13 protein-coding genes are annotated in these 17,444 nt (G+C 68.3%); 8 read left to right on the top strand and 5 right to left on the bottom strand.

Going from position 1 to position 17,444, the window contains the following annotated elements; all coding sequences use genetic code 11:
* Positions 1-14 precede the first annotated feature (14 nt).
* Complete coding sequence (gene acnA / locus WEB06_05850; GenBank protein MEX2555138.1) at positions 15-2,753, bottom strand: aconitate hydratase AcnA; 2,739 nt, start codon at positions 2,751-2,753, stop codon at positions 15-17.
* Between the two features lie 56 nt (positions 2,754-2,809).
* Here acnA and WEB06_05845 point away from each other — a divergent pair, with 56 nt between their 5' ends.
* Positions 2,810-5,179, top strand: a complete 2,370-nt coding sequence (locus WEB06_05845; GenBank protein MEX2555137.1) for an alpha/beta hydrolase-fold protein — start codon at positions 2,810-2,812, stop codon at positions 5,177-5,179.
* Between the two features lie 35 nt (positions 5,180-5,214).
* On the opposite strand, the gene WEB06_05840 is transcribed toward WEB06_05845, so the two are convergent.
* On the bottom strand, positions 5,215-6,531 hold the full coding sequence (locus WEB06_05840) for a nicotinate phosphoribosyltransferase (GenBank protein MEX2555136.1): 1,317 nt from the start codon (positions 6,529-6,531) through the stop codon (positions 5,215-5,217).
* A 79-nt stretch (positions 6,532-6,610) separates the two neighbouring features.
* The gene (locus WEB06_05835) at positions 6,611-7,096 is read right to left on the bottom strand and encodes a DUF2269 family protein (GenBank protein MEX2555135.1); all 486 of its coding nucleotides are present in this window, start codon (positions 7,094-7,096) and stop codon (positions 6,611-6,613) included.
* Between the two features lie 168 nt (positions 7,097-7,264).
* On the opposite strand from WEB06_05835, the gene WEB06_05830 reads away from it, so the two are divergent.
* Positions 7,265-7,834, top strand: a complete 570-nt coding sequence (locus tag WEB06_05830; protein ID MEX2555134.1) for a sigma-70 family RNA polymerase sigma factor — start codon at positions 7,265-7,267, stop codon at positions 7,832-7,834.
* Positions 7,812-8,492, top strand: coding sequence for a zf-HC2 domain-containing protein (locus tag WEB06_05825; protein MEX2555133.1), 681 nt, complete (start codon positions 7,812-7,814; stop codon positions 8,490-8,492). Before WEB06_05830 ends, WEB06_05825 begins: the two co-directional genes overlap by 23 nt.
* On the opposite strand, the gene WEB06_05820 is transcribed toward WEB06_05825, so the two are convergent.
* Positions 8,489-9,556, bottom strand: a complete 1,068-nt coding sequence (locus tag WEB06_05820) for a sigma-70 family RNA polymerase sigma factor (protein ID MEX2555132.1) — start codon at positions 9,554-9,556, stop codon at positions 8,489-8,491. The two genes, WEB06_05825 and WEB06_05820, sit on opposite strands and share 4 nt — an antisense overlap.
* Positions 9,557-9,709: 153 nt before the next feature.
* On the opposite strand from WEB06_05820, the gene WEB06_05815 reads away from it, so the two are divergent.
* Both WEB06_05815 and WEB06_05810 read left to right on the top strand, forming a co-directional pair.
* Complete coding sequence (locus tag WEB06_05815) at positions 9,710-11,266, top strand: NAD(P)/FAD-dependent oxidoreductase (protein MEX2555131.1); 1,557 nt, start codon at positions 9,710-9,712, stop codon at positions 11,264-11,266.
* A 23-nt stretch (positions 11,267-11,289) separates the two neighbouring features.
* The gene (locus WEB06_05810) at positions 11,290-12,918 is read left to right on the top strand and encodes a CehA/McbA family metallohydrolase (GenBank protein MEX2555130.1); all 1,629 of its coding nucleotides are present in this window, start codon (positions 11,290-11,292) and stop codon (positions 12,916-12,918) included.
* 49 nt (positions 12,919-12,967) lie between these two features.
* On the opposite strand, the gene WEB06_05805 is transcribed toward WEB06_05810, so the two are convergent.
* Positions 12,968-14,233 carry an MFS transporter gene (locus tag WEB06_05805; GenBank protein ID MEX2555129.1) on the bottom strand — a complete coding sequence of 422 codons (1,266 nt, stop codon included), beginning with the start codon at positions 14,231-14,233 and terminating at the stop codon, positions 12,968-12,970.
* 78 nt (positions 14,234-14,311) lie between these two features.
* On the opposite strand from WEB06_05805, the gene WEB06_05800 reads away from it, so the two are divergent.
* The 3 genes from WEB06_05800 (at position 14,312) to WEB06_05790 (ending at position 17,422) form a co-directional block, all read left to right on the top strand.
* Complete coding sequence (locus WEB06_05800) at positions 14,312-14,797, top strand: pyridoxamine 5'-phosphate oxidase family protein (protein MEX2555128.1); 486 nt, start codon at positions 14,312-14,314, stop codon at positions 14,795-14,797.
* Positions 14,790-15,728, top strand: a complete 939-nt coding sequence (locus WEB06_05795; protein ID MEX2555127.1) for a prenyltransferase — start codon at positions 14,790-14,792, stop codon at positions 15,726-15,728. The genes WEB06_05800 and WEB06_05795 overlap by 8 nt, the downstream gene beginning before the upstream one ends.
* A gap of 86 nt (positions 15,729-15,814) precedes the next feature.
* On the top strand, positions 15,815-17,422 hold the full coding sequence (locus WEB06_05790) for an alkaline phosphatase family protein (protein MEX2555126.1): 1,608 nt from the start codon (positions 15,815-15,817) through the stop codon (positions 17,420-17,422).
* Positions 17,423-17,444 lie beyond the last annotated feature (22 nt).

The raw sequence follows: 17,444 nt of genomic DNA, 5'->3' as shown, positions 1-17,444 counted from the left end.
CAGCGTGAGCGGGGCTACTGCGCGCCACCCCCGTCCGACGAGCGGGCATGCAACTGGCGCAGGACGTACTGGAGGATCCCACCGTGGCGGTAGTACGCCGCTTCGTTGGGGGTGTCGATGCGCACCGCTGCCTCGAAGGACAACGGGGTGGAACCGTCGTCGGGGGAGGCGGTGACCCGCACGGTGCGCGGCAGCCCTCCGGGACCATCGCCGGCGGCGGTCAGCCCCGCGATGTCGATCGTCTCGGTGCCGGTCAGGCCGAGCTCCTCGGCAGGGGCCGGCAACTCCACGGGCAGGACCCCCACACCGACGAGGTTCGAGCGGTGGATGCGCTCGTAGGACTCGGCGAGGATCGCCCGCACCCCGAGGAGGGCGGTGCCCTTGGCCGCCCAGTCGCGGCTCGAGCCTGCGCCGTACTCCTTGCCGGCGAGCACGAGCAGCGGAACGGCGGCCGCCTGGTACCGCTCGGCTGCCTCGAAGATCGTCGTCTGGTCATTCGTGGGCAGGAATTCCGTGACGCCACCTTCGGTCCCCGGGACGAGCTTGTTCCGCAACCGGATGTTCGCGAACGTTCCGCGGACCATGACTTCGTGGTTGCCGCGGCGTGCGCCGTACGAATGGAGCTTGTCGGCCGAAACCCCGCGCGATGCAAGCCATTCGCCTGCCGGCGATCCGGCCTTGATCGATCCCGCGGGGGAGATGTGATCGGTCGTGACCGAGTCGCCGACCCAGACGAGCACCCGCGCGCCGGTGACGTCTTCGACGGGCTTCGGCTCCAGGCCGACGCCTTCGAGGAACGGTGGGCGGGCGATGTAGGTGGAGTTCGCATCCCATCGGTAGATCTCGTCCTCCGGAACCGGCAGACCGCGCCACCGTTCGTCGCCCTCGGTGATCGAGGCGAACCGTGAGCGATAGGACTCGGGGTCCGTTGACTGCTCGATGGTGCGACGCACCTCCTCGGGCGACGGCCAGATGTCGCGGAGGAAGACGGGCTTCCCTTCGGTGTCGGTTCCGAGCGGATCGGTCGTGAGGTCGACGTCGACGGTGCCGGCGAGCGCGAACGCAACCACGAGCGGGGGAGAGGCGAGGTACGCGAGCCGGACCTGGGGATGGATCCGTCCCTCGAAGTTTCGATTCCCGGACAGGACGGCGGCGACCGCCAGATCGGAGGTGTCGACGGCGCGTGCGACGTCCTCGGGGAGCGGACCAGAATTCCCGATACACGTCGTACAGCCGAACCCCACCAAGAAGAAGTTCAGCTTCTCCAGCTCCTCGAGCAGTCCGGAGCGTCGCAGGTAGTCCTCGACGACCGGCGAGCCCGGCGCGAGGCTGGTCTTGACCGTCGGTGAGACGCGAAGCCCCTTGGCGGCGGCGTTCCGCGCGAGCAAGCCGGCGCCGATCATCACGGACGGGTTGGACGTGTTCGTGCACGACGTGATCGCCGCGATCACCACGGATCCGTCGCCGATCTCTGCTTCTCCCTGCACGGTCGGCACCTTCACGCGACGGATCGCCGGCGCTTCGACGAGGTCGGAGTCGTTGCCGCCGGGATGCACCCCGCGCAACACGTCGAGCTCGTCGTGGAAGCTGTCCGGCATCCGTGGGAGCGCGACGCGGTCCTGGGGCCGCTTCGGCCCGGCGAGCGACGGCTCGACCGATCCCAGGTCGAAAGAAAGCGTCTCCGAGTAGGTCGGCTCGGCGCCGGGTTCGCGCCAGAGCCCTTGCTCCTTCGTGTAGCGCTCGACGAGGTCGATCAGATCCGCGTCTCGTCCGGTGGCGCGCAGGTACGCGATGGTCTGCTCGTCGACCGGGAAGATTCCTTCCGTCGCGCCGTACTCCGGAGACATGTTCGAGATCGTCGCGCGGTCGGGCACCGCCAGCGAGGCCAGCCCGTCACCGTAGAACTCCACGAACTTCCCGACGACCCCGCGTGCGCGCAACAGCTCGGTCAACGAGAGCACGAGGTCCGTCGCGGTCGAGCCCGACGGCAGGGTACCGGTGAGCTTCACCCCCACGACGATCGGCGTCAGCATCGTGACCGGCTCGCCGAGCATGGCCGCTTCGGCTTCGATGCCGCCGACGCCCCATCCGAGCACGCCGACGCCGCCGATCATCGTCGTGTGCGAGTCCGTCCCGACGAGCGTGTCGGGGTACGCGATCGTTTCGCCGCCGTCGTCGCGGGTCATGACGACCCGCGCGAGAAACTCGAGGTTCACCTGATGCACGATCCCGGCGCCCGGCGGCACGATCATCATTCCCCGGAACGCGCGTTGCGCCCATCGGAGGAACGCGTACCGCTCGCGGTTCCGCTCGTATTCGAGGTCGACGTTCCGCTCGAAGGCCTCGCTCATGCCGAAGAAGTCCACGAGAACGGAGTGATCGATCACGAGGTCGGCGGGGATGATCGGGTTGACCCGCGTCGCGTCGCCGCCCAAGCCCGCGACCGCGTCCCGCATCGCTGCGAGGTCGGCCACGCACGGCACTCCGGTGAAGTCTTGCAAGACGACGCGAGACGGGAAGAACGGGAACTCGACCGGCTGCGTGCCGGGCCAGTCCGCGAGCGTCTCGAGGTGACCGGGGTCGGCGCCGCCGCCTTGATTGCGGAGCGCGTTCTCGAGGAAGAGCCGGACGACGTACGGCAGTCGCGCCAGGCGGCTCGGGTCTAGGACCCGATCGAGCCGTGCGATGCCGACGGAACCGCCGGCTACCTCGAGCTTTGCACGTGCGCCGTTTGTACTGGCCATCACCGACATCTTAGAGCCTGAGGCTCAGAGAGGTATCCGGACGCCGGGCGCCGAATCGAGTCCCCATGCGCCGATCCTTGCTGGTTCTCACGTGCGTGCTCGCCGTCTCGTGGAGCGCGGCCGCCGTCATCCCCGAACAGGTCCCCGATCTCCCGGTACTTGCCCCCGAGATCGCGCCCGGCCGGATCGTTGTCGCTCCGGCCGCTCCCATCGCGCCCTCCGGGAAGATCGTCGACGGAGACGTGTCGGACTGGATCGGCGCTCCCACCCGGCTGGGGGGAACCGCGATCTATTCGGAGGGGGAGTACGTCTACTCCGATTTCATCGGCGACGACTGGGGCGCGGACGACGGACGCGACGCCGAGCGTCTGGCGACGCTCGATCCGCTGCGCGAGCTCGAGCCACGCACCTACCGTTTGGATCCGGTCGGGCAGGTGCTCGGCGACGAGTTCGGGCTCGAAGGGCCGCCTTTGCTCTCGGCCGAGCCAGAGTACGGGGACGCCGCATACCCCGAGGGCCTGGGTCACGAAGCCGACATCGCCGAGGTGCGCGTCGCCGCCGACGCCGATCGACTGCACTTCCTGGTTCGCACGGCGCTGATGAAGGCGACTCCTGGGACCGCCGTGCTGATCCTCCTGGACATCGCGCCCGGCGGTGCTTTTCCTGCCCCCGGCGGGATAACGACGGGAGCGGAGATCTCCTTGCTCGTTTCCGGCAACGAGATCATCCGATACACGAAGGAGGGTTCGGTACTGCCGCTGCCCCCCGGCGCGTGCGGCGACGATGGCTGCTCCCCGGCGTGGGAAGCCGCCACGAACCCGGATGGTTTCGACAACGCGGTGGAGGTCATGATCCGCCCGTCGCGGTTCGGGCTCGAGGGGCTATCGCCGCTCGGGATCGGCGTCGCCACTGGGCTCGTGAACACGGACGGGACCGACTTCGCCGATGTATCCACCGGAACGGCGACCGCCGACCTTTTCAACGTCGCCTTCCGAACCGACGAGCCGGTGCGTATCCGGATGGACCGCGAGCAGGCCCTGGCGTTGCTGGCCGGCGACATCGACCGCTACCTCGCGAAGATCGATCTCGCCAAGCTCGCCGCGGGCGCAACCGAATCCTTCGAGCCCGGTCCCGGCTATTACGAGCGCGTGTTCCTGTCGGACTCGCCGGTCGCGCGCGAGACCTACGGCAGCAGCGAAAGCCAGGGGATCTACCAGCACTACGGCCTCTACATCCCGACGACGTACGTTCCCGAGACGCCGAGCCCCGGGCTCCTCTGGCTCCATCCGCGCTCCAGCGGCACCACCCACCTCGCCGGTGCATGGGTGCCGGGCATCATCCGGCAGCTCGGCGAGCGCAGCGGACGCGTCGTATTCTCGCCGAGCGCGCGGGGGTCCTCGACGTGGTACGTCGGGCGCGGCCATGAGTCCTTCTTGGAGACGTGGGACGACGCGATGGCATCGTTCTCCATCGATCCGGATCACGTGGCAGTCGCGGGGCATTCGATGGGCGGCTTCGGCTCGTATCTCGTAGGTCTGTTGTACCCGGACCGCTTCGAAGCGGCGTTCCCGATCGCCGGCGCCACGACCCAGGGCGCGTGGCTCGGCGTGGGTGCTCCGATCGAGCCGCAAGACGGCGGAGACCCCGAGGCCGAGCTGATGTTCAACATCATCGAGAACGCGCGCAACGTGCCCTATGTCATCTTCCAGGGCACCGACGACGAGCTCGTCTGGGTGACCGGCGTCACCCGGATGGCTTTGCGCTTCGACGAGCTCGGCTATCGGAACCGTCTGTATCTGCTCCTCGGTCAAGAGCACTATTCACCTCTGATCGTCGACGAGTGGTCCGACCCGGGTCGTTATCTGGACGGCTTCGAGCGCGACCCGAACCCGGCACGGGTCACCTACAAGGTCTGGCCGGCGCTCGAACGACAGGTCGAGACGGTGGGTACGCCCGAGGGGACGACGCTCGACTACACCTTCGACGGCGCCTACTGGGTCGACGGCTTGAGGATCCGCAGCGGTGATCCGGCATCGCCGGGCACGACCGGAGTCTTCGACGCCACCACGCACGGCCGCGGCGTCCCCGCGTATCTGACGATCCCTGAGGCGAGCGTGGCCGCGATCGGTCACACGGCCCCGTTCACGATGGCGGGGCTCTCGTGGCTCGGCACGGGTACGTCTGCGCCGATGAACGCGTTCGACGCGACGCTCACGAACATCGCCACGGCGGAACTAGACGTTGCGCGGATGGCCCTATCCACCGCGGGCGCGATCACGGCGACGGTCACGACGGATGGGCCGGTCGTGCTGCGTCTCGCGGGCGCGTGGGGCTCGGCGCCGACCGTAACCGGCGCGACGGGCTCTTATGCCGCCGGCGTGCTCGAGATCACCATCTCGTCGGCGGGAAAGCACGCGATCACGATCACTCCGTAGCGGCTCGTACCGATCCGCTACCGCGAGGATCGAGCTCAGCGCAGCGCGTCGTGGATCGAAGGACGCGGTCCCGAGTCCGCCGGCGACGGCGAGAGATCGCGGAGCGCTGCCGGGAGCGCCGCGAGTGTCGCCGCGCACCGTTCGCGCGCGGCGACAAGAGCAGGTTGTTCAATCGCACGGCCGTCGGCCATCACATGCGACAACAGCGCGCGCGCACCCGCCACGGCCTCGCCCTGTGGGGCGATCACGTCGGAGAATCCCTCCCGACGCCACACCTGTTTGCGGCCGCCGAGCGTTTCTTTCGCCGGCGATCGCTTCGCGCGGATCCGCCCCGCATATTCGGCGAGCTTGTAGACGCCGGGAAGCACGGGCGCATCCGCAACGACGCCGAGCTCGGTGCCGACTCCGAACGCGTCTACCGGTGCACCGGAGGCGACGATCTCTGCGATCCGCTGCTCGTTCAGATCTCCCGACGCGAAGATTCGGACGGAGGGCAGTCCCGCTCGCTCGAAGACCGCACGCGCCATCCTCGCGAGGGCGATCAGGTCCCCCGAGTCGAGACGGATGCCGCGCAGCGTCTGCCCGCGCGCCGCCATCTCCCGCCCCACCGTTGCCGCACGCCGGATACCTTCCTCGGCGTCGTAGGTGTCGACGAGCAGGACCGCCGCCTCGGGGAACTCCTCCGCGTAGGCCCGGAACGCTTCCGTCTCGTCGTCGAACGCCATCACGTACGAGTGCGCCATCGTGCCGAGCACCGGGATGCCGAACGTCTTTCCGGCGAGCACGTTCGAGGTCCCCGCCGCGCCGGCGACCCACGCCGCCCGCGCCGCATTGAGGGCCGCGTCGGCTCCGTGGTCACGGCGCAACGAGAAGTCGACCACGTCGCGTCCTTCCGCCGCGAGGACGCATCGCGCCGCCTTGCTCGCGACGGCCGAGGGATACAGCATCGCGTTGAGCAGGAACGTCTCGACGAGCTGCGCTTCGGGAAGCGGCGCCGTCACGCGGAGGATGGGCTCGCCGGCGAAGAACGCCTCGCCCTCGGGCATCGCCCATACCTCTCCGGTGAAGGTCAGGTTTGCGAGCCACTCCAGGAACGTGTCGTCGAACCGTTCGAGCGAGCGCAGATAGGCAACGTCATCGGACGTGAAACGCAGGGTCGCCAGGTAATCGAGTGCACCCTCGAGCCCGCACGCGATGAGGAAGCGGCGGTTGGGAGGAAGATGCCGTACGAAAAGGTCGAACGTGGCCGGCGCGGTCATCCGCCGTCGCCAGTACGACTGAAGCATCGTCAGCTGGTAGAAGTCGGTCAGCAGGGCTCGGTGGTCGCCGGGCCGATCCGAAGAGGCGCTCACGCTTTGAGAACCCTACGGGCTCTCCGCGCCGAGTTTCCTGGCCATCATGGAGGCGGCGAGTGCGCCTCGCCCCTCGTGGTTAGGGATGGATGAAGCCCGACCCTGGCTTCACGACCATCAGCACGATGATCGCGATGAGCAGAACCGTCAGGAACTGACCGCCCATTGCCACCTTCTTCATGAGCGCGCCGAACTCCGGTCCGAACTGATCGGCCTCGGCAAGGTGCAGAGCCTTCTTCGCGTTCGCGCCTTGAACGAAGATGGCGAAACCCATCGCCACGATGTAGAGGATGATCCCGATGAGGAGCCAGCGGCCGTGGCTCTCGAACGGATTCCATTGATTCTTCCCGTTGAGGATCAGCAGCGCTCCCGAAAGCGGCTGGAGCGTGAGGGCGAGCGGGTTTACCCACTTGTTCTCGATGAACTCGACGGTCCCGATCGCCCACGCGACGGGCGCTCCCTGTTTCTTAGCCCGCGCCCCTATGAACGAGTAGGCCACCGTCGGGCCGAAGATGAAGACCGCACCCAGGATGTGGATCGCGAGCAGGAAATTCTGCCACGGCATGGCTCCCCCTTCGTCGTCCTAGCACCCCTCGGCGCCCGGATTGTACGACCCGTCTGCCTCGGTGTTAAGGACCCCGTTACCCTTGGGTAAGACCCCTTCCGAGGGTAGAATCCCTTCGGGCCAAGATCCTGGCCGGGAATCCAGGGGCGCCTCAGGAGGGTATCCCCGATGTGGGCCGCATCAGACGAAGCGCTTCTCGCCGGACTCGCCTCCGGCGATACCGACGCCATCGCCGCCTTCGTGCGCCGTTTCCAGCGCCGGGTCTTCGGGCTCGCGATGGCGATCACCGGGGACCAGGGCGTCGCCGAGGACGTCGCTCAGGAGGCATTCGCCCGGGCCTGGCGCCATGCGCAGGCCTACGACGCCAGGCGCGGACCGGTGGCCGCCTGGCTGCTCGCGATCACCCGGAACCTGGCCATCGACGCCATGCGGCTCCGCCGCGCCGAGCCCATGGACCCCGACGCCCTGCTCGCCATGGGGATCCCGGCGCCCGAAGCCGGTCCGGACGAGCGGGCGATCGCCGGCGAGGACATCGGGCGCCTTCGGCGCGCGATCATGGAGCTCCCGTTCGACCAGCGCCGCGCGCTCGTCCTCGCCGCCTTCTACGGGCGGACCGCCCGCGAGATCAGCGACTCGGAGAAGGTGCCGCTCGGTACGGCCAAGACCCGGATCCGCGCAGCGATGATCAAGCTGCGCTCGGCATTCGAGGTCAAGAGTGAGCGAAGCGACCTGCGATGAGGTACGCGAGCTCGCTCCGGAACTCGCGCTAGGGATCGCGGCCGGAGAGCAGCGCGCTCGCGCGCTCGTCCACATAGCCTCCTGCACCGACTGTCGCACACTCGTCGAAGAGCTCTCCCGCGCCGCCGACTCTCTCCTGCTGCTGGCGCCTCCCAAAGAACCGCCGATCGGTTTCGAAGCTCACGCCGTCGACCGCGTGCACGGCCTGCGGCCCGGCCGGCGCCTCAAGATCGTGGCGGCGGTCGCCGCGATCGTTCTCGTCTCGATCGGTGGAACGTTCGCGATCATGACCGCAGCGACCCGGCGCGACCGCGACCTCGCCAATCGCTACCTCAACATCATCGAGCGGCAGGGCGAGCTGGTCGCCGCTTCGCTCCGCACGTCCGACGGAGGTCCGGCCGGTCAGGTGTTCGCGTACTCGGGCCCGGCGAACTGGGTCTTCATCGTCGTCGACGCCGCGAGTGGCTCGGGCATGCACGACGTCGTCTTCATCCCCAAGTCTTCCGCTGCGGTCACGGTCGGGCGGATCCGGCTCGTGGACGGTCGCGGCTCGTGGGGGAGCACGACCGGGCTCAACGTACGGGACTTGACCGTGCAGCTGATCGCCGCCGACGGAAAACCCGCGTTTCAGGCCGCGATCAACCCGGCGACGGGTTAGGTTTCGGTTCGCAGGGCCGCCGAGCGGCTGGGGTGCCGGAGCTTCGCGAGCGCCTTCGCCTCGAGCTGACGGATCCGCTCGCGAGTGAGCCCGAATCTACGACCGACCTCCTCGAGGGTAAGCGGCTCCTCGCCGGTCAGCCCGAAGCGGAGCGCGAGGATCTTCTGCTCGCGTTCGGTCAACGTCGAGAGCACCTTTTCGAGCTCCTCGCGCCCGATCCCCGATAGGACTTCGTCGAACTGTCCGGCCGCCGCTTCGTCGGGGACGAACTCCCCGAGCGTCGCTTCGCCGGCCTCCCCGACGGGGGTCTCGAGCGAGAGCAGGTTCGCGGCAAGTCCGCGCAGCTCGCGAACACGGGCGACCGGGAGCCGCGCGGCCCGCGCGACCTCTTCGTCGGTGGCCTCGCGTCCATACTGGGCTTCGAGCTCCGCGCGGGCGCGGCGGACCCGCACCAAGAGTTCGTGGACGTGGACCGGCAGCCGGATCGCGCGGCCGCGGTCGGCGATCCCACGCTGGATCGCCTGACGGATCCACCACGTCGCGTAGGTCGAGAACTTGAAGCCCTTGCGCCAGTCGAACTTGTCCACCGCGCGCATCAGGCCGATGTTGCCCTCCTGGACGAGGTCCAGAAGCGGGATGCCCGTGGCACGGTAGCGCCGGGCGATCGACACGACGAGCCGGAGGTTCGCCTGGACCATGTCGTGCTTGGCCATCTCCCCGTCCCGAACGGTGCGTTGCAGCTCCCGCTTCTTCGTCGCCGGGATCGAGCCGTTCTTGGCCAGACGCTTCGCGGCCTTCACCCCGCCCTCGATCCGCTTGGCCAGCTCGACCTCCTGCGCGGCGTTGAGCAAGGGATAGCGGCCGATCTCGCGCAGGTAGGTGCCGAGCGCGTCGAGGTCCCCCAGGCCGGCCGCCTCTTCGGGTTTGGGTGCCCGAGGTGGAGCCTCCTCCTCGACCTCGATGTCCTCTGCGACCTCGGCGAGGAGCTCCGCGTCTTCGACCTCGGCGTCGTCGTCCTCGGCCTCTGCGGCCTTCGGGTTCTCTTCCTCAGTTCTTTGAGCCATCACACCTCAATCCAAGCAATCCGGTCATTCCGGTCCCGGTCTTTGGGAGCCGTCACGACGATTCTCTCAATTCTGGGCCTCGGACGCACGCCGGTCCGAAGCCTCGGCGATCTCGTGCCGTTCGCCGCGACCCATTCGTGTACCGTTTGGCCCGTGCCGCCCACCGTATCCCTCGACGCAGTCGTCGTCGGCGCCGGCCACAATGGCCTGGTAGCGGCCGCATATCTGGCCCGAGCCGGCCGCGCGGTCACGGTTCTCGAACGCCGCGAGATCGTCGGAGGGGCGTGTGTCACTGAGGAGATCGCCCCCGGTATCCGTACCTCTTCGGGCGCATACTCCTTGTCCCTGCTCCTGCCCGAGATCTGGCAGGAACTGGAACTTGCTCGCCGCGGCCTCCGGGTGATCCCGAAAGACCCGCAACTGTTCATACCCCTCCTCGACGGCGGTCACCTCTTCATCTGGCGAGACCCGCAACGGACCCACGAGGAGCTCGAGAAGTTCTCGTCCGGCGAGGCCGATGGCTATCGGCGCTTCAACGCCTTCTGGGACGAGGCCGTCGCTCTGCTCAGGCCGTGGCTCCTCCGCGAAGCCCCCTCGCTCGCAGAAGTCCGGACCCAGGCTCAACGCAGCGGGCAGGGCGAGATATTCCGCCTGGCCGTGGAAGCGTCCGCCGCCGAGGTCGTCGAGCGGTTCTTCTCCACCGACGCGATGCGCGGGGCGCTGGTATCTCAGGGCGTGATCGGCACGGCGTCCTCCCCGCGCGACCCCGGCACGGCGTACGTGATGGCCCACCATCTGCTCGGAGGTGTGGACGGCATCGACGGCACGTGGGGGTACGTCGCCGGTGGGATGGGGTCCGTCACCCGCGTCATCGCCGAGGCTGCCGCCGAAGCCGGCGCGACGATCCGAACCTCGGCTCCGGTCGAGGAGATCCTTCCCGGCGAGGGCGTGCGCCTCGTCGGCGGCGAGGTTGTGCGCGCGCGAACCGTGCTCTCGAACGCCGACCCGAAGCGGACCTTCCTGACGCTCCTGTCCGAGGATGCCCTCGAACCCGGAGTCCGGAGGGCCATCGAGGCGATCGACACGCGCGGCTCGGTCGTGAAGGTGAACCTCGCGCTGAGCGAGCTTCCCCGCTACGTCGGGTTCGCGGACGACGGCGTCGGCCCCCAGCATCGCGGGACCGTCGAGATCTGTCCGTCGATCGATTACCTCCAGCGCGCTTGGGAGCAGGCCGACGCCGGCGACGTCTCGGAGGAGCCCTTCATGGAGGTGTTCTGCGGGACGGCCGTCGACGATTCGCTGGCACCGCCCGGCGTGCATGTCGTCTCGTGCTTCGCGCAGTACGCACCGCGATCCGACCGCCGAAGCTGGGAGCAGCAGCGCGAAGTGGCCGGCGACGCGGTGATCGCCACACTGGCTCGATACGCGCCCAACGTCGCGGGATCGATCATCGTGCGCGAGGTGCTCGGGCCTCCGGATCTCGAGGACCGATTCGGCTTGACCGGCGGCAACATCTTCCACGGCGAGATCCTCCCCGGGGCCTTGTTCGGAGAGCGACCCGTTCCCGGATGGGGCGGCGGCGCGAGAACGCCGGTGCGGGGTGTGTATCTGTGCGGTGCCGGCGCTCATCCGGGCGGAGGCGTGATGGGTGCACCGGGTCGGAATGCCGCTATGGCCGTGCTCGAGGATCTGTCGCGGGAGGACGGCTGAGGGTCCGCGGCGAAGTCCGAGGGATGCGCCGGATCGCGTTCGCCCTCGCTTCGTTGCTCGCGATGCTCGCGACGCCTCCCCTCGGACATGCGGCCGTCCCCGCGTGTCCCGGCGACGACGGGGCGCCCGGCCGCGTCGTGACCGGAACGTTCGAAAAGTCACTCGAGGGTGCGTACGTGCTCGTGCCGTTCGAGGTTCCGGCCGGCTCGACGAGCGTCCGCGTGAAGATCTGCTACGCCCAGCCCGAACTGCCGCTGTCGGCGCCCGGCGTGCCGTACTCGGTGAAACACACGCTCGATCTCGGCCTCTACCAGACCCGCGGAGACAACTTCTACGACGAGGACGAGTTCCGCGGTTGGGGCGGCTCGAGCCGGCCGAACGTCCTCATCACGCCCGAGGACTCGACCACCGTCGGATTCAAGCCGGGACCGATCCCGGCGGGGGATTGGGCGGCAGAGATCGGGCTTGCAGCGATCGGCGGCCTGACGGAAGGGGACCTCAACGATGCCGTCGAGTGGCGGCTCGAGATCTTCACCGGCTCCGATCCCGCCGACGCCGACCAGCCGTGGGTACCGGCGCCGTACGACGACGCGGCGGTGAACCCGAACGCGGGATGGTACTCGGGAGACTTCCACGTGCACGGGCGTCACTCGAACCCGAACGACGCGCCGATGAGCGAAGTCTTCGACTACGCGTTCAACGAAGCGAGTCTCGACTTCATCACGCTGTCGGATTACGTGACCGACCGGCACTGGGACGAGATCGGACACTTCCAGCCGCAGCATCCCGGCAAGCTGATCGTCCGATCGTCCGAGGTCATCACCTACCGCGGACACATCAACAACCACGCGAGTCTGCGCTACGTCGACCACCGCACCGGCCCGATCTACGAACGGCAGGGGAACGGATCGCTCCTCAAGGTGCGCGACGCGCAACCGGCCGGCCGCATCTTCGACGACGTGCATGCCTCACCGACCGGCTGGACACAGGTGAACCATCCGACGATCTTCCCGGGACAGGTGCCGACGTTCGCGAGCTTCTGCCGCGGGTGTTCGTGGTCCTACTCTGATGCCGAGACTGACTGGTCCAAGGTCGACGCGTTCGAGGTCCAAACCGGGCCGGCGGGTTTGCCCGAGCCGGAAGGGAACGAGATCGGGCCGAACCCGTTCACCGTTCTGGCGCTCGCCTGGTTCGACCACATCCACAAGATGGGCTTCGACGTGACCGCGGTCGGCTCGAGCGACTCACACAAGGCCGGCGCGAAGTCATCGCTCACCGATCCCGGCTCCATCCTTCGAGCGCCGATCGGCGAGGCGACCACGGTCGTCTTCGCGCCGGAGCTCTCGGAGCAGGGGATCCGCGAGGGCGTCCTCGCCGGCCACGCGTATGTGAAGTTCTTCTCGCCGACCGGCCCCGATCTTCGCTTCACCGCCACGCCGAAGGGCGGGGGAGCGACGGTCATGATGGGAGACGCGCTCGCGGCGTCCGGCGCGCGGTTCGATGCTCGGGTGTTCAACGCGCCGGCGAGCATCCAGCCGCGCGTCTTGCTGGTGCTGCGGGACGGGTCGCCGTACCGGGCGTTCCCCGTCCTGCGCTCGGATCAGACGTTCACGTTCTCCGCTTCGCTACCGGGGACTATCGCCTGCAGCTGATGCGCGGCGCGGCTTTCGAGGCGATCACCAACCCGATCACGCTCGCCGGCTAGCGCCGGAACAGCCTGCGCCGCCATACCGTCCAGCCGAGCACCCACGTGATCGCCACGCCCGAGATGCCGAGCGCGACGGCGCGTGGATTCACTCGATCGGCCATGAGGCCCGCGGCGAACACCGAACCTGCGATCGTCAGGGTGACGAGCCCGTAGTCGAACGAGAAGACGCGCCCGCGGATCGCGTCCGGCGTCCAGCGTTGGAGGCCGTAGGTCGACAGCGTCCACGTTGATCCGCCGCCGATGTGCGCGATACAGGCGCCGACTGCCGCGAGCCAGACGGTGGGCGCGATCGCGAACATCGCGTACCCGGCGCCGAAGATAAGTCCTGCGATGGTCAGGCCGAAGAAGAGCCGATCGTCCCGGTCGCGCGCCCACCGCCGGAAGAGGAACGGCCCGGTGAGGGCCCCCGCGCCGCGCGCGCTCATCAAGAGGCCGATGGTTGCGTCTCCGCCTTTGAAGACCTTGACCGCGAACACCGCGATGAGCCCGATGACGCCGGCGGACAGTCCGAAGCCCGCCTTCACCGTCAACAGGGCGAGGACGTGGCGTTCTCGCTTGGCGAAGCGAACGGTCTCCCGAACGTCGGCGGCGATGGACACCCGGTGGTCGCGGCGCGGCTCCGTCTCGTGGAAGCTCGTGCGAACGCGAAGCAGGAGCATCGCGGAAACCGCGAACGACGCGGCGTCTGCGATGAATGCGGCGTCGTTGCCGAGCGTCGAGGACACCACGCCGCCGAGCGCGGCTCCGACGACGAGCATCGTCCCCCACGCCGAGCCCATGAGAACGTTGGCGCGCGCGAGGTCTTCTTTCCCGACGACGTTCGGCATCGCCGCCGAGGACGCCGGCTCGAAGAAAGCCGAGAATCCGGAGATGAACACCAGCAGGACGAAGGCGATCCAGATGGTCTCTTCCGATCGGGCGGCGAGAAGCCCGAGGGCGAGGAACGCGCGAACGACGTCGGCCGAGATCATCACCGACTTGCGGTCGAACCGGTCGACGATCACCCCGGCGAACGGGGACGCGATCGCGAACGGCAGGGTCTGAGCCGCGAGCACCAGACCGGCCAGCGTCGCGCTCCCGGTCGTCTTCAGCACGAGCGAAAGGAGCGCCACGCTCGTGAACCAGTCGCCGCCGAACGAGATGAGCTGCGCCGCGTAGAGCTTGGTGAAATCGGGGTTGCGCCGGAACAGCCCGAGCGTTCCGCCTCCGGCCCGCGACGCTTCCGCCGGTGGCGGCTGGGGATGCAGTTCCGGATCCACGAGGGGACATCGTATCGGCGGCAGTGCTGCGCCATGCGCGGTTGCGGACCTCAAGCACGGACACTAGCCTGGCGGCCGATGAAGGCTGAGGACACGCTCGAGGACCGGGAACCGACCGAAGGCGAGGTCGGCGAGCGGGTCGACGCGATCAAAGACCTGTTCGACCGGTACCACACGATGTCGATCGCGGCCGCCTCCGAGGGCGAGCCCTGGATCGCCAAGGTGTTCTTCGTCGAGGACGAGCCCACGGCAGGCAGGCTCGACCTGTGCTGCGCGCTGATAAACACCTCACGCAAGCTCGCCATGATCAAGCAGACCCGCCGCATCGCGTTCGTCGTCGCAGGTGATCATCCCGACCGCTGGGCACAGGGGACGGGTCACGTCGAGCTGGTCGAGGACGACGCCGACGCGGACGCGATCATGAAACGGCTCGAAGGCAAGTCGCCGGCGGCGGGGCCGTTCTTGCGGATGGTTAAGTGGACGGCCGTGCGCGTCCACGTCGACCGGCTCAAGCTGACCGACATCACGACGCGGCCGCCGGTCACGGAATTCACCTTTGCCTGAGGAACTGCCGGAACGCGGCCCCGCTCTGCTCGCGCGCGCCACGCGCGCGAAGGTCCTCCCGGTCATGCTGGCCCCCGTCGCGGTCGGCGCGAGCCTCGCCTGGTCGCACACCGGGGTCTTCGCGTGGGGGTGGTTCCTCCTGACGCTGTTCGGCGCGGCCGCGATGCACCTCGGGGCGAACGTGGTGAACGACTACTTCGACGAGGCGTCCGGCGCCGACGAGGCCGCGCGGCAAGACCCGGCCGGCCTCGCGACGGGAACCGGGCTCATCGCGTCGGGCGTGATGAGCCGCGAGGCGACGCTTCGTCTGGCCGCCGGCTTGTTCGCGATCGCGCTGGCGTGTGGGGTCGTGCTCGCGGCGGCGCGTGGGTGGCTCGTGCTGGTGCTCGGCGCTGTGGGGTTCTTGCTCGCCGTCTTCTACGTCGCACCGCCGATCCGCTACGGATACCGGGGCCGAGGTCTGGGCGAGGTCGGGATCTTCATGGCCTTCGGCTACCTGCCGCTCGTCGGTTCCTATTACGTGCAGGTGAAGGACATAACCCCGGACGCGGCGTGGGCGTCTCTGGTCCCCGGCCTGCTCACGACGCTGGTTCTCTACCATCATCATTTCTTGCACTGGCAGGCCGACGCCCGCTCCGGGAAGCTGACGCCGGTCGCCGTGCTCGGTCCGGACAAGGCGCTCACCCTCTCGTGGATCGCGATCGTGGCCTCGTACGGGATCCTCATCGGACAGTGCATCGCGGGCTTGTGGCCGCCGGGCGCGGCCGTGGCGATCGTGGGGGCGGTCCCGCTCGCCGCGGCGGTTCGCCGGGCCCGACGCGACCCGATCCTGCCGAACTACCTGCAGCTTCTGGGCGCGACGCTGGGTTCATCGGTGCTCACGCAGCTCGTCCTGATCGTCTCACTCGTTATCCGCGTGGCCCTGCGTTAGCGGCGCGTTCGGCCCGGGTTCACCCCTCCCCGGCAGGGTTTCCCACCTATCGGTCGAATCTCTTGCTCTGACACGAGGGGGACCGGATGAGCGATTGGACCGAGTACGGCCGCGAGCTGGCGGCGAAGCGCCTCGAACGACGCAAGTTCCTGAAGGGGATGCTCGGGATCTCCGGGCTCGCCCTCGCGCAAGGCACGGGGCTCGCGCGCGCGCTCCTTCCGAAGTCGAGCGCCGCGGCTCTGCCCGATCCCGGCGGCAACCATTTCACGACGATCGTCGTCGGGATGATGGAGAACCGGTCGTACGACCATTACTTCGGCTGGCGCGGCCCGGACTTCGGCGGCATGCAGGAGGGCTTCTCCAACCCGACCAGCCTCGAAGCGCCGCCCGACGGATGCTCGCCCGTCGCGACGCTCGCGGTGGACGACCCGACGCCGGTCGACACGTTCCATCTCGAGACCCACTGTCAGATCCCCGACCCGGATCACGGCTGGAACGGCGGCCGCGTCCAGCTGAACCACGGACAGGTCAACGGTTTCTACGAGCGTTCCGGCAAGGTCGCGATGGGATACCTCGAGGCCGAGGACATCCCGTTCAGCGCGTGGCTCGCCGAGAACTACACGACCTTCTCGAACTACTTCTGCTCGGTGCTGGGGCCGACGTTCCCGAACCGGCTGTATCTGCACTCCGCGCAGGGGGGCGGGCACCAGGGCAACTACATCCCCGTGCCCGACTTCACGAACCCCGCAGATCTGCTTCCGCTGGGGCACCGGTGGCCGACGATCTGGGACCGGCTCAACGACGCCGGCGTCGACTGGGCGTTCTACGGGAGCGACGTGCCCACGATCGCGCTGTTCTTCCATGAGATCTACGAGAATCCCGGCAAGGTGCGCCACATCACTGACTTCTACATCGACGCGGCGCTCGGCCTCTTGCCCAAGGTCGCGTTCATCGACCCCGCGTTCTTCACCTACGGGAACGACGACCATCCCGCCCGCGACATCAAGGCAGGACAGCGCTTCATCCAGGACGCGTTCCTCGCCGTTGCGGAGGGGCCGCAGTGGTACGACACGTCCACCGGCAAGGGAGCTGCGTGGGTCATGACGTACGACGAGTGGGGCGGCTTCTACGATCACGTCGCCCCACCCACTGCGCCGGATCCGATGGCAAGCACCAATCATTGCGACGATTGGGGGCAGCTCGGCTTTCGCGTTCCTACGATCCTCGCGTCCCCATTCTCGAAGCCGAACTTCGTCGGCGCGAACGTGTACGACCACACCTCGATCCTGAAGATGATCGAGTGGAACTTCGGACTTGATCCCGTCGTCGGAACCGTCAGCAACCCCGTGACCCGTGACGGGTTCGCCAACAACCTCGCGGAGGTTCTCGACTTCGGCCAAGCGCCGCGGGTCGAGCTGCCGAGCGAGCCGCCGTTCATCCCGGTCCATCTCGCCAGCCTGTGGTGCGCGCAGAGCCCAACCATCGAAGCCACCGACGGCGAGAACCCGCTCGAGGTGATCCCCGATATCCCCCTTCCGCCCCCGGTCCTGCCGGGCAGCGCAAGCGCGAGCCTCGCCAAGTCGCCCGACCAGTTCGAAGAACCGCACGCCGAGATGCTCGCTCTCGCCGACGCCGGCTACTTCGGGAAGTTCGACATGCGCGAGCGCGCGAAGTCCGGCGTCTGGCGCGAGTAAACCCTAGGCGGAGCTACAGCTA

Source organism: Actinomycetota bacterium (assembly GCA_040905475.1).
GTDB lineage: Bacteria > Actinomycetota > AC-67 > AC-67 > AC-67 > DATFGK01.
Note: the sequence above shows the minus strand (reverse complement) of the source record. Positions and strands in the feature narration are given on the sequence as shown.

What these genes read in the sequence shown, in the direction of transcription:
- acnA (MEX2555138.1), bottom strand. Translation starts at nt 2,753, where the DNA reads ATGTCGGTGATGGCCAGTACAAACGGCGCACGTGCAAAGCTCGAGGTA.
- WEB06_05845 (MEX2555137.1), top strand. Translation starts at nt 2,810, where the DNA reads ATGCGCCGATCCTTGCTGGTTCTCACGTGCGTGCTCGCCGTCTCGTGG.
- WEB06_05835 (MEX2555135.1), bottom strand. Translation starts at nt 7,096, where the DNA reads ATGCCGTGGCAGAATTTCCTGCTCGCGATCCACATCCTGGGTGCGGTC.
- WEB06_05830 (MEX2555134.1), top strand. Translation starts at nt 7,265, where the DNA reads ATGTGGGCCGCATCAGACGAAGCGCTTCTCGCCGGACTCGCCTCCGGC.
- WEB06_05820 (MEX2555132.1), bottom strand. Translation starts at nt 9,556, where the DNA reads ATGGCTCAAAGAACTGAGGAAGAGAACCCGAAGGCCGCAGAGGCCGAG.
- WEB06_05810 (MEX2555130.1), top strand. Translation starts at nt 11,290, where the DNA reads ATGCGCCGGATCGCGTTCGCCCTCGCTTCGTTGCTCGCGATGCTCGCG.
- WEB06_05800 (MEX2555128.1), top strand. Translation starts at nt 14,312, where the DNA reads ATGAAGGCTGAGGACACGCTCGAGGACCGGGAACCGACCGAAGGCGAG.
- WEB06_05790 (MEX2555126.1), top strand. Translation starts at nt 15,815, where the DNA reads ATGAGCGATTGGACCGAGTACGGCCGCGAGCTGGCGGCGAAGCGCCTC.